Raw genomic sequence first — 12,646 nt, forward strand, 5'->3', positions numbered from 1 at the left:
AAGTAACATGTTTACTAAGCAAATAAAAACGGAGAAGCAAATGGACTTTAGCATAAAAGCATTCGACACAAAAAACACCATTGTGTCGACCAAAACCGGCTGTGTCGCGGTGGCGGTATTTGAAAACAAACAGCTCTCGCCGGCGGCCAAGGCGCTCGACGGCGCGGGCGAGATCACGGCGGCGCTGAAGTCCGGCGACATCACCGGCAAAGCCGGCACCACCCTGCTGCTGCGCGGCGTTGGCGGCGTCAACGCCGAACGCGTGCTGTTGGTGGGACTGGGCGGCGACGAGGCCGTCAGCGAGAAAAATTTCGCGACCGCGGTGCAAGCGACGCTCAAGGCGTTCGGCGCACTCGGTGCCGCGGACGCCATTATCGCACTACCAATGACCGAAGTGAAAGAGCGCGATGTGAATTGGGCGATCCGTTGCGTGGTGCAGGCCGCGCACGAGGGCGAATACCGCGCCGACACCCAGAAGAGCAAGAAAGACCCGGCGCCGGCCGGCGTGCGCAAAATCGCCCTGGCGCTGCCGTCCAGCGTCGCCGCCAAGGCCGCGCTGGCGCAGAGCATCGCCATCGCCAACGGCGTGGACCTGACCAAGAACCTGGGCGACCTGCCCGCCAACGTCTGCACCCCGACGCACCTGGCCAACACCGCCAAGAAACTGGCGAAGGACTACAAGTTCGACGTCGAGGTGCTGGACCGCAAGCAGCTTGAGGCGCTGAAGATGGGCAGTTTCCTGTCGGTCACCAACGGCAGCGAGCAGCCGCCGAAGTTCATCGTGCTCAAGCACATGGGCGGCAAGGCCAAGGACGCGCCGGTGGTGCTGGTCGGCAAGGGCATCACCTTCGACACCGGCGGCATTTCAATCAAGCCCGGCCCCGGCATGGACGAGATGAAATACGACATGTGCGGCGCCGCCTCGGTGCTGGGCACCTTCCGCGCCATCGGCGAGATGAACTTGAAGCTCAACGTGATCGGCGTCATCGCCACCTGCGAAAACATGCCGTCGGGCCGCGCCACCAAACCGGGCGACATCGTCACCTCGATGAACGGCTTGACCATCGAAGTGCTCAACACCGACGCCGAAGGCCGCCTGGTGCTGTGCGACGCGCTGACCTACGCCGAACGCTTCAACCCGGCCGTCGTGGTCGACATCGCCACGCTGACCGGCGCCTGCGTGGTCGCGCTGGGCCACCACAACACCGGCCTGTTCACCCGCGGCGACGCGGCGCACGACAAGCTGGCCGGGGAATTGCTGGCGGCCGGCAAGAGCGCCGGCGACACCGCCTGGCGCATGCCGATCGAGGAAGCCTACAACGAGCAGCTCAAGTCGAACTTCGCCGACCTGGCCAACATCGGCAGCCCGGGCGGCGGCTCGATCACCGCGGCGGCCTTCCTGGAAAACTTCACCAAGAAGTACACCTGGGCGCATCTGGACATCGCCGGCACGGCCTGGAAGTCGGGCGGCGCGAAGGGCGCGACCGGCCGTCCGGTGCCGCTGCTGACCAATTTCCTGATTAACCGCGTGTAAAACGGCGCTGGCGTGTCGTCGGGTTACGCCGTGCCGGCCAACCCGGCCGACGACAATCGCGCAACCCCGCGTGCGCCTAGTACACCACCGAACCGGCGCCCGGCCCCTCAGACGAGGAAGCGGCGCCGGTTTTTTTCATTTCAATGGTCAGCGTGGCCGGATAGTCGTAGCCGGCGCCGGTGTCGCGGTCGACCAGGTACCCGACGCCGAGGGTCAGCACGTTGCCCCACAGGTTGCCGTGCGCCTTCGAGCCGATCAGCTCGTCGGCCTGGCCGACGCCCTCCTTGCGGCAGTCGACGCGCAGCGCTCCGGCGTGCTTGTGGATTAGGACGCGCCCGGGCGTGGTGACAAACCACTTGCCGGCGCCGTTGACCAGAATGCAGCCGGCGCCGGAAAGAGGCCGGTTGTCGAGGATGGTTTGCACCGCCACCTGTTGCTGGGTGGATTCGGTCAAGGTCGAGCAGCCGCCGGCCAGGGCCAGGGCCGCGCATGCGGCGTAGCGGAACATGGGGGGGCCTTTCGCGCTGCGCCGGCGGCCGACGCTACTTGACCGGCACCGGCTGGTTGGCCGGCACGGGCACGGCGGTCACGCTGTTTTTCGGGCTGCCGTCGATCAGGCGGTCGGAGTACACCAGGTACACCAGCGCGTTGCGCTTGGCGTCGACCATGCGCACCACCCGCACGTGCTTGAAGAAAATCGAGGCGCGTTCGGAGAACACCTCTTCCTGGCGCGGCAGTTTGCCGTTGAACTGCAGCGGGCCGACTTGGCGGCACGCCACCGACGACTCGGCCTTGTCCTCGGCCAGGCCGACGGCGCCCTTGATGCCGCCGGTTTTCGCGCGCGACAGGTAGCAGCTGACGCCGCCCACCCGCGGATCGTCGAACACTTCGACGACGACCTTGTGGTCCGGTCCGATCAGCTTGAAGGCGGTGTCGACCGACCCTACCGTCTCGGCCGAGGCCAGGCGTGCGACGGCCAACAGCGCCACCGCGCATACCGCTTGTGCTACGCGCATACAGTTCCTTTTATTCTCGCCCGGGGGCGACGCTCAATTGATCGGCGAAAAACGCTGGACGACGACGCCGTCGACGTCGATCCATTGAAAGAAGACGTCCTGGGGACGGGTCCAGATCGAGCCGTCGGGGGCGCGATAGACGATCATCGGCGTCAAGTCCGATTCGAGGGTCGCCTCGCAGACGAACTCGTAGATCCCGCCCTTGTAATGCCGGTATCGCATGGCGCTAGCCTTCAGCCGTCGGCATTGGCGTCGTTGCCGTCGTCCGCCAAGGCCTTCTGCTTCTTCTTCAAGCCCTGGATGACTTTCAAGATACCCTCCATGCCGGCGGCGCCGTCGATGTCGGTGAAAGCGTCCAACACTTCGTTGAGCACCTTGTTGCGCACGGCCGCCTCGTCCGACGTCATGTCGGGCGCGCCCTGCGGCGCGCGCGCCTTCGCGCTCGCGGTAGCCTTGGCGGTTTTACCGGCGGTTTTACCGTGCGTCAACGCGGCCTGCCAGATCACCCAGCGCCGCTGCGTTTCAAATATCAGGTACTCGTCCGGCTTGTCTTCACGCCGCCGCACAATGTGGCCATCACGCTGCGCCCACGCTTCAAATGCTGTTCGCATTTTCTTCCTTTACAAATGCTACGCGCATGTCTCACTATTAAAACCGCAACATTTCAAAATATTACCATTTATTGGCCCTACAAAACACTTTCTGTCATGTAGTGTTGCGTTTAGTATAGAAAACATGCGGCACCAACCGCGATCCATAATCAGTATATTTCGCTTTTGATCCGATGGTAATGTAATTTACATGCCGCTTTTGCAACTTCAAAAAAAACCGTCGCGGCCTGCGATTACGCTATATAACATAAGATGATATTTTAGTGGTTTTCGGCGTCCCCCTGCGAGAAACTTCACGGCAATCCCGCCCGCCGCCCCTACAAGCGACCTCAAGCACACTGTCGGAGCGGTTTTTACCGCATTGATGCGCAACATGCAAAACTTCCTGTCGCCAACTTGTCAATGTCAGTATTTTATACAACAAATAACTCCCTACTGGAACTGTAGTTTCAATCGTGCGCCGGGTTCGCGACCGATGTGACACGCGGGCGGGCGCCGCTTGCGGTAAGATTCGCCCCATCGGGCGCGCCGCCGCACGGCGCCGACGCCCGGGCGCGCGGCGCCCGCCCCTCTTTATAAGGATGTTCAAGCAATGAAATTAGCAACCTGGAACGTCAACTCCCTCAAAGTGCGCCTGCCGCAAGTATTGCAGTGGCTCAGCGACAACCCCGTCGATGTGCTGTGCCTGCAAGAAACCAAGCTCACCGACGACAAATTCCCCGTCGCCGAGATCGAGGCGGCCGGCTACCAGGTCGTCTTCAGCGGCCAGAAGACCTACAACGGCGTGGCGATCCTGTCGAAGCTGCCCATCACCGACGTCGTCAAGAACAATCCGCGCTACGAGGACGCCCAGCAGCGCATCCTGGCGGCGACCATCGACGGCGTGCGCGTGGTCTGCGCCTACGTGCCCAACGGCCAGAGCGTCGACTCGGACAAGTACGCATACAAGCTGGGCTGGCTGGCGGCGCTGCACGAATGGCTGGCGGAGCAGGCGCTGCTGCACAGCAACCTGGCCGTGGTCGGCGACTACAACATCGCCCCCGACGACCGCGACGTGCACGACCCGGTGGCGTGGGCCGGCCAGGTGCTGGTGTCGGACCAGGAACGCGCCGCGCTGACGCGGCTGATCGACCTCGGCCTGCAGGACGCCTTCCGGCTGTTCGAGCAGGCCGAGAAATCGTTCAGCTGGTGGGACTACCGCCAGCTCGGCTTCCGCCTGAACAAGGGCCTGCGCATCGACCACATTTTGCTGTCGGCGCCGCTGGCGACGCGCTGCACCGCCTGCGTGATCGACCGCGCGCCGCGCAAATGGGAACAGCCGTCGGACCACGCGCCGGTGATCGCCACCATCGTTTGAGGCGCTCTAGCGCGATGCCGTAGCGCGATGTCGTAGGCCGGGTTAGCCCGCCCGGGCGTAAGCCGACTGGCGTCGGCAGCGGCTCGGCGCTGAGTTCATCAACACCAAGGGCGTGACCCCGTTCAAGCCAGCGGTGCCAGCTTCCGCTCGGCCAGCGCCTGCGGCACCGGCTGCGAGAACAGGTAGCCCTGGGCGTACTGGCAGCCTTGCCGCTGCAGCAGCGCGAACTGGCCTTCGGTCTCGACCCCTTCGGCCACCGCCGACAGCTGCAGGCTGTCCGACAAGGCGATGATGGCCGCGACGATGGCCCGGTCCTCGGCGCTGTCCTCCAGGTCCTTGATGAAGGCGCGGTCGATCTTGATCTTTTTCACCGGGAAGCGCTTCAGGTAGGCCAGGCTGGAGTAGCCGGTGCCGAAGTCGTCGATCGACAGGCGGATGCCCATCGCGTTGATCTGCCCGAGGATCGCCAGCGTGTGCTCGCCGTGCTGCATCAGCGCCGTCTCGGTGATCTCGAATTCGAGCAGCGCCGGGTCGATGCCGGTTTCGTCGAGGATGCGGCGGATCGAGCCGACCAGGCCGCGGTGCATGAACTGGCGCGGCGACAGGTTGACCGCCAGCGGCACCGGCTGCAGCCCCCTCGCCAGCCATTCCATGCTCTGCTCGCAGGCGCGGCGGATCACCCATTCGCCGATCGGCACGATCAGACCGTTCTCCTCGATGATCGGGATGAAGCTGTCCGGCATCACCAGCCCCAGCCCCGGGCGGCGCCAGCGCAGCAGCACCTCCATCGTGTGCAGCCGGCGCGTGCCGGCGTCGACGATGGGTTGGTAAAACAGCTCGAACTGCCGCTGCGCCAGCGCGCCGCGCAGGCTGCTCTCCAACTCGAAATGCTGGGCCGCGGCCTGGTTCATCTTCTGCGTGAAGAACTGGTAGTTGTTGCGCCCGCTGGCCTTGGCGTGGTACATCGCCGCGTCGGCGTGGCGCATCAAGGTGTCGACGTCGGCGCCGTCGTCGGGGTAGACGCAGATGCCGATCGACGGCGTGATGTGCAAGGTGTGGCCGTCCAGCGGGAACGGCGCGGCCAGCGCGTCGATGATCTTCTCGGCGACGTGGCTGGACTCGTCGACGCTGCGGATGCCAGGCACCAGCACGACGAACTCGTCGCCGCCAAGGCGCGCCACCGTGTCGCTGACGCGCACCGCGCGGCACAGCCGGCTGGCGACCTCCTTGAGCAGGCTGTCGCCGGTCATGTGGCCGAGCGAATCGTTGATGGTCTTGAAGCGGTCCAGGTCGATGAACATCACCGCCAGGCGGCGCTCCTGGCGCTGCGCCGCCAGCATGGCCCGGTCGAGCCGGTCCGACAGCAGCGCGCGGTTGGGCAGGCCGGTCAGGCTGTCGTGGTAGGCCATGTGGTGCACCCGCGCCTCGGCCTGGCGCCGCTCGACGATCTCGCCCTGCAGCAAGGCGTTGGCGCCGGCCAGCTCGGCGGTGCGTTCGAGCACCCGCACCTCCAGCTCGTCGCGCGCGCGCAGCACCGCCTCGGCCGCCTCGCGGCGCGCCGTGACGTCGTCGACCAGCCAGACCGAGCGGCCGTTGGCCTGGGCCAGGTCGAAGGGCCGGCCCGACAGGCGCGCCCAGAATTGGCTGCCGTCGTGGCGCATCAGCCGGTATTCCGACATGTGCACGCGGCCGGCGCGGAAGTCGCGCGCGGTCTCGAGCCGGGCCGCCTCCCAGGCCGCCCGGTCCGGATACAGCGCCTGCACCGACAGGCCGGCGATGCCGCCGGGCGGGTAGCCGAACAGCTCCTCCATCTTGCTGTTGCAGCGCAGGTTGTAGCCGTCCTCGACGACGGCGATGCCGAGCACCGCGCTGTCGAGGATGGCCTGGTTTTCCAGCAGCGCGTTGCGCAGCGACTCCTCGGCGCGCTTTTGCTCGGTGCGGTCCTCGATGACCCAGATGGTGCCCTGCGCCGGCTCGTTCGGATTGACCACGTAGCCGATCAGCTGGGCCCACAGCGTGCTGCCGTCGCTGCGCTGCATCAGCGTCTCGATCTGGAACGGCTTGCCGACCGAGAGCAGCGGGAAGGCGGCCGCGCCGAGGCGGTCGTAGGACTGCTGCGACGGATACAGCGCCAGTCCGGGCAGGCCCAGGCCGCTGTCGCCGGCGTAGCCGAACATGTCGCCGAAGCCGCGGTTGTAGCGCGTGATCAGGCGGTTCTTGGTAAACAGGATGCTCATCGAGGCGTTGGTCATGATCGCCTCGACCTCCATGCGGGTCTGGCGGCTCTCGCTGATGTCCTCGATGATCCAGATGGTGCCCTCGTCGCTGTGCTCCTGGTCGACCGCCTTGGCGCGCACGCGGCACCAGAACAGCGAGCCGTCCTTGCGCTTGAACAGGTACTCGTCCTTTTCAAAGGGCTGGCCACTGCCCAGCAGCGGCGCCGCCTCCAGGCCGAACTGGCGGTACACCTCGTCCGAGGGGAACAGCACGCAGGCGGGCCGGCCGATGAGGTCGGCGCGGCTGCAGCCGAACATCTCGGCGATGCGCGGATTGCAGCTCAGAATACGCCGCGCCTTGCTGAACAGGATGCCGACCGAGGCGTTGTCGAGGATCGCCTTCTGCTCCAGCAGCAGCTGCTTGCCCGACTCCTCAGTGGCTTTTTGCGCGCTGCGGTCGTCGAAGATCCAAATCGCGTCGCGGTGCGTGGCGCCGGGGTTGATGGCGTAGCCGAAGGCGTGCGCCCAGAAGGTGCCGCCGTCGCGCCGCCGCATCTCCATCTCGGCCTGGTAGGCCTTGCCCGCGGCCAGCAGCGGGCCGGCCTTGCGCACCACCTCCAGGTAGTGCGACGGCGACGGGTACAGCGACTGCACCGGCTGGCCGACGCCGTCGTCGCCGGCCAGGCCGAAGCATTCGGCGAAGCGGCGGTTGTAGCGCAGGATGCGCTTGTCGCGCTGGAAGCCGATGGCCAGCGGCGCGTTGTCCATGATCGCCTGCATCTCCAGCAGGGCGCGGCGCAGGCGGTCCTCGTCGCGGCGGTGCTCGCTGATGTCCTCGAGTATCCAGACGGTGCCGCCGGCGGTGTTGAGCGGGTCGATCGCGCGCCCGTACAGGCGGCTCCAGAACAGCGAGCCGTCCTTGCGCCTGAGTTCGAGTTCGGTGCTGAACGACTGCCCTTTCGACAGCGGCGGCCCGGCCAACCGCCCCAGCGCAACGTAGTCTTGCCGCGACGGATAGACGACGACGCCGTCGCGGCCCTCGAGTTCGTCGCGGCCGTAACCGAACATCTCGGCGGCGCGGATATTGCATTCCTGGATCACGCCAAGCCGGGAGAACAGGATGCCGACGGCGGCGTTTTCCAGGATCGCCCGCTGCTCGAGCAGGGTCTTGCGCAGCGCCATCTGGTCGCGCTGGTGTACGCTGACGTCGTTGAACAGCACGGTGGCGCCGCGCAGGCCGGCGCTGGCCGGCAGCGGCTTGGCCCAGACCTGCACCGCGACGGCGGTGCCGGCGCCGGTCAGCAGGCTGCTGTCCCAGCGCTGCTCGGCGGCGCCGGCGGCGGCCGCCGCCGCGCCCAGCTGGCGCACGCTGAACGCCTGGCACTCGGTGGCGAAGAAGTCGGCCAGCGCCCGCCCGCCCAGGTCGACGCCGAGCAGGCGCGTCAGCGCGGGGTTGACGGCCAGCACCGTGCCGCCGCTGTCGCAGGCGCAGGCCGGCGGGCCGATCAGGTCGAGGGCCGCGGCGATCAAATCTGGATGGGTCGGAGCTCGGTTCATGTACACCACTGCAGCAGTTGAAAAATGCGACCTGAGGCCCCGGCGCCGCGACGACTCCAGATCATAAACCACATTGCGCCAATTTTGTCAGAATCAACTATTGGCGACCGCAATGCCCGGCGCCCGGGGCCGGCGCCGCCCCCCCCCTGGCCCGCGGCGCCATCGATATCCCGGCCAGGCGTCGCGGTTGTGTTTCATTTTTTGTTTCATGGCGCAACACCGGAACGCATCTGGCATAAAATTGCACCATGCGCCGACCCGCCCCCCCCTCCTCCCCCGACCCGCTCGACAAACCCGTGATCTGGACCGTCTCGGTCTCGCGCCTGTTTGACCTGTTCCGCGACATCACGCTGGAATACGACGACCTGGCGACGATCGAGCCGATCAACCTCGGCTTCGACGACGCCGCCCGCCACATCCGCGAGCGCATGGCCAGCGAGCGCTGCGACGCGGTGATCGCGGCCGGTTCCAACGCCGCCTATTTGAAGGGCCGCCTGGCGGTGCCGGTGGTGGTGGCCAAGGCCAGCGGCTTCGACGTGATGCAGGCGCTGGCGCGGGCGCGGCGCGTGTCGACGCGCATCGGCGTCATCAGCTACCAGGAGCAGATGCCGGAGCTGGCCGAATTCGCCGCCACCTTCGGCTTCGAGATCGCCCAGCGCACCTACGCCACCGAGGAGGACGCGCGGGCGCAGATCAACGACCTGAAGGCGGCCGGCATCGCCGTCATCGTCGGCGCCGGCCTGATCACCGACCTGGCCGAGGAGGCCGGCCTGACCGGGGTGTTCGTCTACTCGGCCGGCTCGATCCGCCAGGCCTTCGACGACGCGCTGGAAATGGCCCGCCTGAGCCAGCTCGAATCGCACCGCGGCCGCCGCGCGGTGGTCGCCGACACCTTGCGCGCCAAGCACGGCCTGAACGACCTGCGCGGCGACTCGCCGGCGATGGAGGCGCTGCGCCAGTCGGTGCTGCTGTACGCGACGTCGCCGGCGACGGTGCTGATCCAGGGCGAAACCGGCACCGGCAAGGAGCTGGTGGCGCAGGCGATCCACCGCGAAAGCCCGCGCAAGCTGGGGCCGAACCGGCCCTTCGTGGCCGTCAACTGCGGCGCCATCGCCGAGTCGCTGCTGGAGTCGGAGTTGTTCGGCCACGAGGACGGCGCCTTCACCGGCGCGCGCCGCGGCGGCCACGCCGGCCTGTTCGAGGCGGCCCACCGCGGCACCCTGTTCCTCGACGAGATCGGCGAAATGCCGCTGGCGCTGCAAACCCGCCTGCTGCGCGTGCTGGAGGAGCGCGAGGTGGTGCGGGTCGGCGGCACGCGGCCGATCGCTATCAACGTGCGCATCATCAGCGCCACCCATTGCGACCTGGAACAGCGGGTGCGCGACGGCCGCTTCCGCGCCGACCTGTTCTACCGCCTGGCGGTGCTGCGCCTGAGCCTGCCACCGCTGCGCGAGCGCCCCGGCGACGTGCTCGGCCTGGCCGAATGGACGCTGAAAAGCGCGCTGGCGGCGCTGGGCGCGCGGCCGCAGCCGAACCTGCACGCCGAGTTGCTGGCCTGCGCGCCGCTGCTGGCGCGCCACGGCTGGCCCGGCAACGTGCGCGAACTGCGCAACCTGATGGAGCGCCTGGCGCTGTTCCTGGCGGCGCAACCGCTGCAGGCGCTGACGCCAAGCTTTGTGCTGGGCGTGGCGCCCGAGCTGGCGCAGCCCGCCGCGGCCCTGGCGGGCGCGTGGCCCGGCGCGCCGGCCGCCAGGGCGGCGCCGGAAACGGCCAGCGCCACGCTGGCGCGCTTCGGCGGGCGGCGCGACGCCGCCGCCGACTATCTCGGCGTCAGCCGCACCACGTTGTGGCGCAAGCTGCGCGCCGAGGCCGGCGGCGCCTGAGCAGGGGCCGGCGGCTCCATGGTTGCCAAAAACAGACACTTTCCGCGTCCGTCGATCGGTCAATGGTCAAGCGCCGGCAAACGTCGTATATTGGAATCTGGCAACACAACGACCAACACGACACCGCTCACAGGGAGACCCCACATGCACCAGCAACGCGCCCGCCTTTTCAAACTCAGCACCATCTCGCTCGCCTTGGCGCTGGCCGCCTGCGGCGGCGGCGGCTCCTCAAACGTGACGCCGGACCCGGTGGTGAGCGCCTCGCGCACCGTCGCCGGCACGGCCGCGAAGGGCATCATCAAGGGCGGCACGGTGAAGGTGTTCGCGGTCAACGCCGACGGCACCCTGGGCACCACGGCCTTGGCCTCCGGCACCACCGGCGCCGACGGCACCTTCTCCATCAAAATCGCCGCCGACCTGCTGACCTTCGTCGTCGAGGTCAGCGGCAACGCCAGCGCCACCACGGCCGACGAGGCCACCGGCGAGGACCTGCCGATCGGCGAGGTGTTCAAGCTGAAGAGCGTGGTCAAGCTGGGCGGCGCCGGCGAAACGCCGTACTCCGGTTCGGTCAGCCCGCTGACGGACATGGTCGCCAAGGCGGCCGCGGGCGCCGCCGGCGGCCTGTCGGCGGCCAACATCGCCAGCGCCAAAGCCGGCTTCACGGCCTTCTTCGGCTTCGACCCGGAGACGGTCAAGCCGGTCAACTCGAACAGCCCCGGCGCCGCCACGGCGAGCGCCGCCGAGAAGCTGCAAAGCGTGATGCTGGCGGCGATTTCGAAAATGGCCAAGGACGGCTCGCTCGACTGCGCCAAGCCGACGCCGGCAGATAAACTCAGCTGCGTGGTCGGCAAGATCGGCGCGATCGGCGCGATCGGCGCCGGCGGCCTGACCGTCAACGACACGCTGACGGGCGCCATCGACGCGGCCGCCGCCGAAGTCGTCGGCGACCCGGCCATCAACAAGACCGGCACCACCACCGTCGCGCAACTGCCGAAGGGCACCGTACCGATCGTCGCGCCGGCGGCCAACCCGATTGCCGCGGCCACGCGCCTGTTCAACAGCCTGCGCAGCAATATCGGCGCGCTGAGCAAGGCCGACAAGAGCGGCATCATCGACCTGCGCGCCGACGGCATGCGCGCCGACTTCGACAAGGCCACCGCGCCGCTCGACGACGACCTGGCCAAATGGGTCCAGCTGACCACGCGCGGCATCGACTTCCTGCGCGACTACCAGGCCGGCCACGCCGCCACGACCAACATGCCGATGTACGCCGGCGGCAAGCGCATCGGCGGTTGCGGCGTGTACCAGGACGGCAACGCCAGCGTCGCGGCCACGGCGGCCGGCAACGCCGTCTCGGTGGCGTGCTCGATCGTGCGCAAGAACGTCCCCGGTTCCTTCAGCAGCGGCGGCGGCCACAGCACCTTCAAGCAGGTCACGGCGGTGTTTATCATCAACCCCGTCGCCGGCAGCAGCACCGCCTACACCTACTCCAGCCGCGCGCGCATCGAAACCCTGTTCGACGGCGTGCGCGACCCGGCCAAGGACGTCCCCGTGGGCGCCTACGGCAACGCGCAGAACCGCGCGCTCGGCGACATCCAGTACCTGAAGACCGGCGACATCGTCAACAACATCACCTTCAGCGGCATGATGCCGGCGCGCACCGACGCCTACGGCGCCGCCCTCAGCGACCACGGCCTGTGGAGCATCGCGGCGAGCCGCACCGCCGAGGGCAACAAGCTGTTCAAATACGCGCTGGCCGGCTCGATCACCTCGATCAAGGACGGCCAGCCGGCCGGCAAAGTGAGTATCGCCGACGACTCCTTCCTGCGCACCGAGGAACAGGTCGAGGGTAGCATCGTCACCACCGGCGTCAAGGAATTCTCGCTGGGCTTGGAGGCCGAAGCCGGCGGCAGCAAGGTCGCCGGCAAACTGGTGCTGTCCGAAGCGAAGGCCGACAAGAGCGGCTTCGACTACCAGCCCACCAAGATCGCCTTCACCGGCAAGCTGAGCACAAGCAACGCCGAGTTCTTCACCGGCGCCCTGACGTTCGCCCAGCCCAATTTTAATCTGTACGACTCGACCCAGCCTGCGTCGGACGGCAACGTCGCGATGCAAAGCGCGACGCTGGTCGGCAAACTGAGCATCCCGGACCGTCCGGCGCTGATCGTCCAGTTCAGCGGCACCCGCAGCCGCGGCGCCACCGAGAAATTGAACCTGACCGGGCAGTATAATGACGGCACCAACCTGGTCAACCTCGGCCTCAGCGTCGTTGGCGGCAGCAGCGGCGGCGGCGACCAAAGCGTGTTGACGATCTCCAGCGTCGACGGCGTCGCGCTGACCCTGACCGGCGCCGACACCGCCGACGTGCTCAAGGACGGCGTCAAGGTGGCCGTGCTGAACACCAAAACCGGCCTGATCAATTTCACCGACGGCAGCTTCTTCTCGCTGAAATAGGTCTTTTTTTGATTCAAC

General features: G+C 67.3%; 9 protein-coding genes. 4 read left to right on the top strand and 5 right to left on the bottom strand.

Annotated elements, in window-relative coordinates:
• Positions 1-40: 40 nt before the first annotated feature.
• Complete coding sequence (locus tag ACFDR9_RS08065) at positions 41-1,534, top strand: leucyl aminopeptidase (RefSeq protein WP_017876843.1); 1,494 nt, start codon at positions 41-43, stop codon at positions 1,532-1,534.
• 76 nt (positions 1,535-1,610) lie between these two features.
• Here ACFDR9_RS08065 and ACFDR9_RS08070 read toward each other — a convergent pair whose 3' ends face one another.
• From ACFDR9_RS08070 to ACFDR9_RS08085, 4 genes are read right to left on the bottom strand one after another with little or no spacing between them, the layout of a single operon-like run.
• Complete coding sequence (locus tag ACFDR9_RS08070; RefSeq protein WP_409030674.1) at positions 1,611-2,042, bottom strand: hypothetical protein; 432 nt, start codon at positions 2,040-2,042, stop codon at positions 1,611-1,613.
• A 34-nt stretch (positions 2,043-2,076) separates the two neighbouring features.
• Positions 2,077-2,550, bottom strand: coding sequence for a CreA family protein (locus ACFDR9_RS08075; protein ID WP_017876845.1), 474 nt, complete (start codon positions 2,548-2,550; stop codon positions 2,077-2,079).
• 33 nt (positions 2,551-2,583) lie between these two features.
• A complete protein-coding gene (locus ACFDR9_RS08080; RefSeq protein ID WP_017876846.1) occupies positions 2,584-2,772 on the bottom strand; it encodes a DUF1653 domain-containing protein in 189 nt (62 codons plus the stop codon).
• A gap of 11 nt (positions 2,773-2,783) precedes the next feature.
• Positions 2,784-3,161, bottom strand: a complete 378-nt coding sequence (locus ACFDR9_RS08085) for a hypothetical protein (protein WP_026132909.1) — start codon at positions 3,159-3,161, stop codon at positions 2,784-2,786.
• 592 nt (positions 3,162-3,753) lie between these two features.
• Here ACFDR9_RS08085 and xth point away from each other — a divergent pair.
• Positions 3,754-4,518: an exodeoxyribonuclease III gene (xth, locus tag ACFDR9_RS08090; RefSeq protein ID WP_017876848.1), complete on the top strand. Its 765-nt coding sequence runs from the start codon at positions 3,754-3,756 to the stop codon at positions 4,516-4,518.
• Positions 4,519-4,640: 122 nt separating this feature from the next.
• Here xth and ACFDR9_RS08095 read toward each other — a convergent pair whose 3' ends face one another.
• A complete protein-coding gene (locus tag ACFDR9_RS08095; protein ID WP_409030675.1) occupies positions 4,641-8,291 on the bottom strand; it encodes an EAL domain-containing protein in 3,651 nt (1,216 codons plus the stop codon).
• A gap of 248 nt (positions 8,292-8,539) precedes the next feature.
• Between ACFDR9_RS08095 and prpR the strand changes: the two genes are divergently transcribed.
• Together prpR and ACFDR9_RS08105 are read left to right on the top strand one after the other, a co-directional pair.
• A complete protein-coding gene (gene prpR / locus ACFDR9_RS08100; RefSeq protein WP_409030676.1) occupies positions 8,540-10,174 on the top strand; it encodes a propionate catabolism operon regulatory protein PrpR in 1,635 nt (544 codons plus the stop codon).
• A 144-nt stretch (positions 10,175-10,318) separates the two neighbouring features.
• Complete coding sequence (locus tag ACFDR9_RS08105) at positions 10,319-12,628, top strand: hypothetical protein (RefSeq protein ID WP_409030677.1); 2,310 nt, start codon at positions 10,319-10,321, stop codon at positions 12,626-12,628.
• The last annotated feature ends 18 nt before the right edge of the window (positions 12,629-12,646 follow it).

This window comes from Janthinobacterium sp. CG_23.3, assembly GCF_046115965.1.
Taxonomy (GTDB): domain Bacteria; phylum Pseudomonadota; class Gammaproteobacteria; order Burkholderiales; family Burkholderiaceae_D; genus Janthinobacterium.

Excerpts from the sequence above, each read along its gene's own strand:
- ACFDR9_RS08105 (WP_409030677.1), top strand. The coding sequence starts at position 10,319 with ATGCACCAGCAACGCGCCCGCCTTTTCAAACTCAGCACCATCTCGCTC.
- prpR (WP_409030676.1), top strand. The coding sequence starts at position 8,540 with ATGCGCCGACCCGCCCCCCCCTCCTCCCCCGACCCGCTCGACAAACCC.
- ACFDR9_RS08080 (WP_017876846.1), bottom strand. The coding sequence starts at position 2,772 with ATGCGATACCGGCATTACAAGGGCGGGATCTACGAGTTCGTCTGCGAG.
- ACFDR9_RS08070 (WP_409030674.1), bottom strand. The coding sequence starts at position 2,042 with ATGTTCCGCTACGCCGCATGCGCGGCCCTGGCCCTGGCCGGCGGCTGC.
- ACFDR9_RS08065 (WP_017876843.1), top strand. The coding sequence starts at position 41 with ATGGACTTTAGCATAAAAGCATTCGACACAAAAAACACCATTGTGTCG.
- ACFDR9_RS08085 (WP_026132909.1), bottom strand. The coding sequence starts at position 3,161 with ATGCGAACAGCATTTGAAGCGTGGGCGCAGCGTGATGGCCACATTGTG.
- xth (WP_017876848.1), top strand. The coding sequence starts at position 3,754 with ATGAAATTAGCAACCTGGAACGTCAACTCCCTCAAAGTGCGCCTGCCG.
- ACFDR9_RS08075 (WP_017876845.1), bottom strand. The coding sequence starts at position 2,550 with ATGCGCGTAGCACAAGCGGTATGCGCGGTGGCGCTGTTGGCCGTCGCA.
- ACFDR9_RS08095 (WP_409030675.1), bottom strand. The coding sequence starts at position 8,291 with ATGAACCGAGCTCCGACCCATCCAGATTTGATCGCCGCGGCCCTCGAC.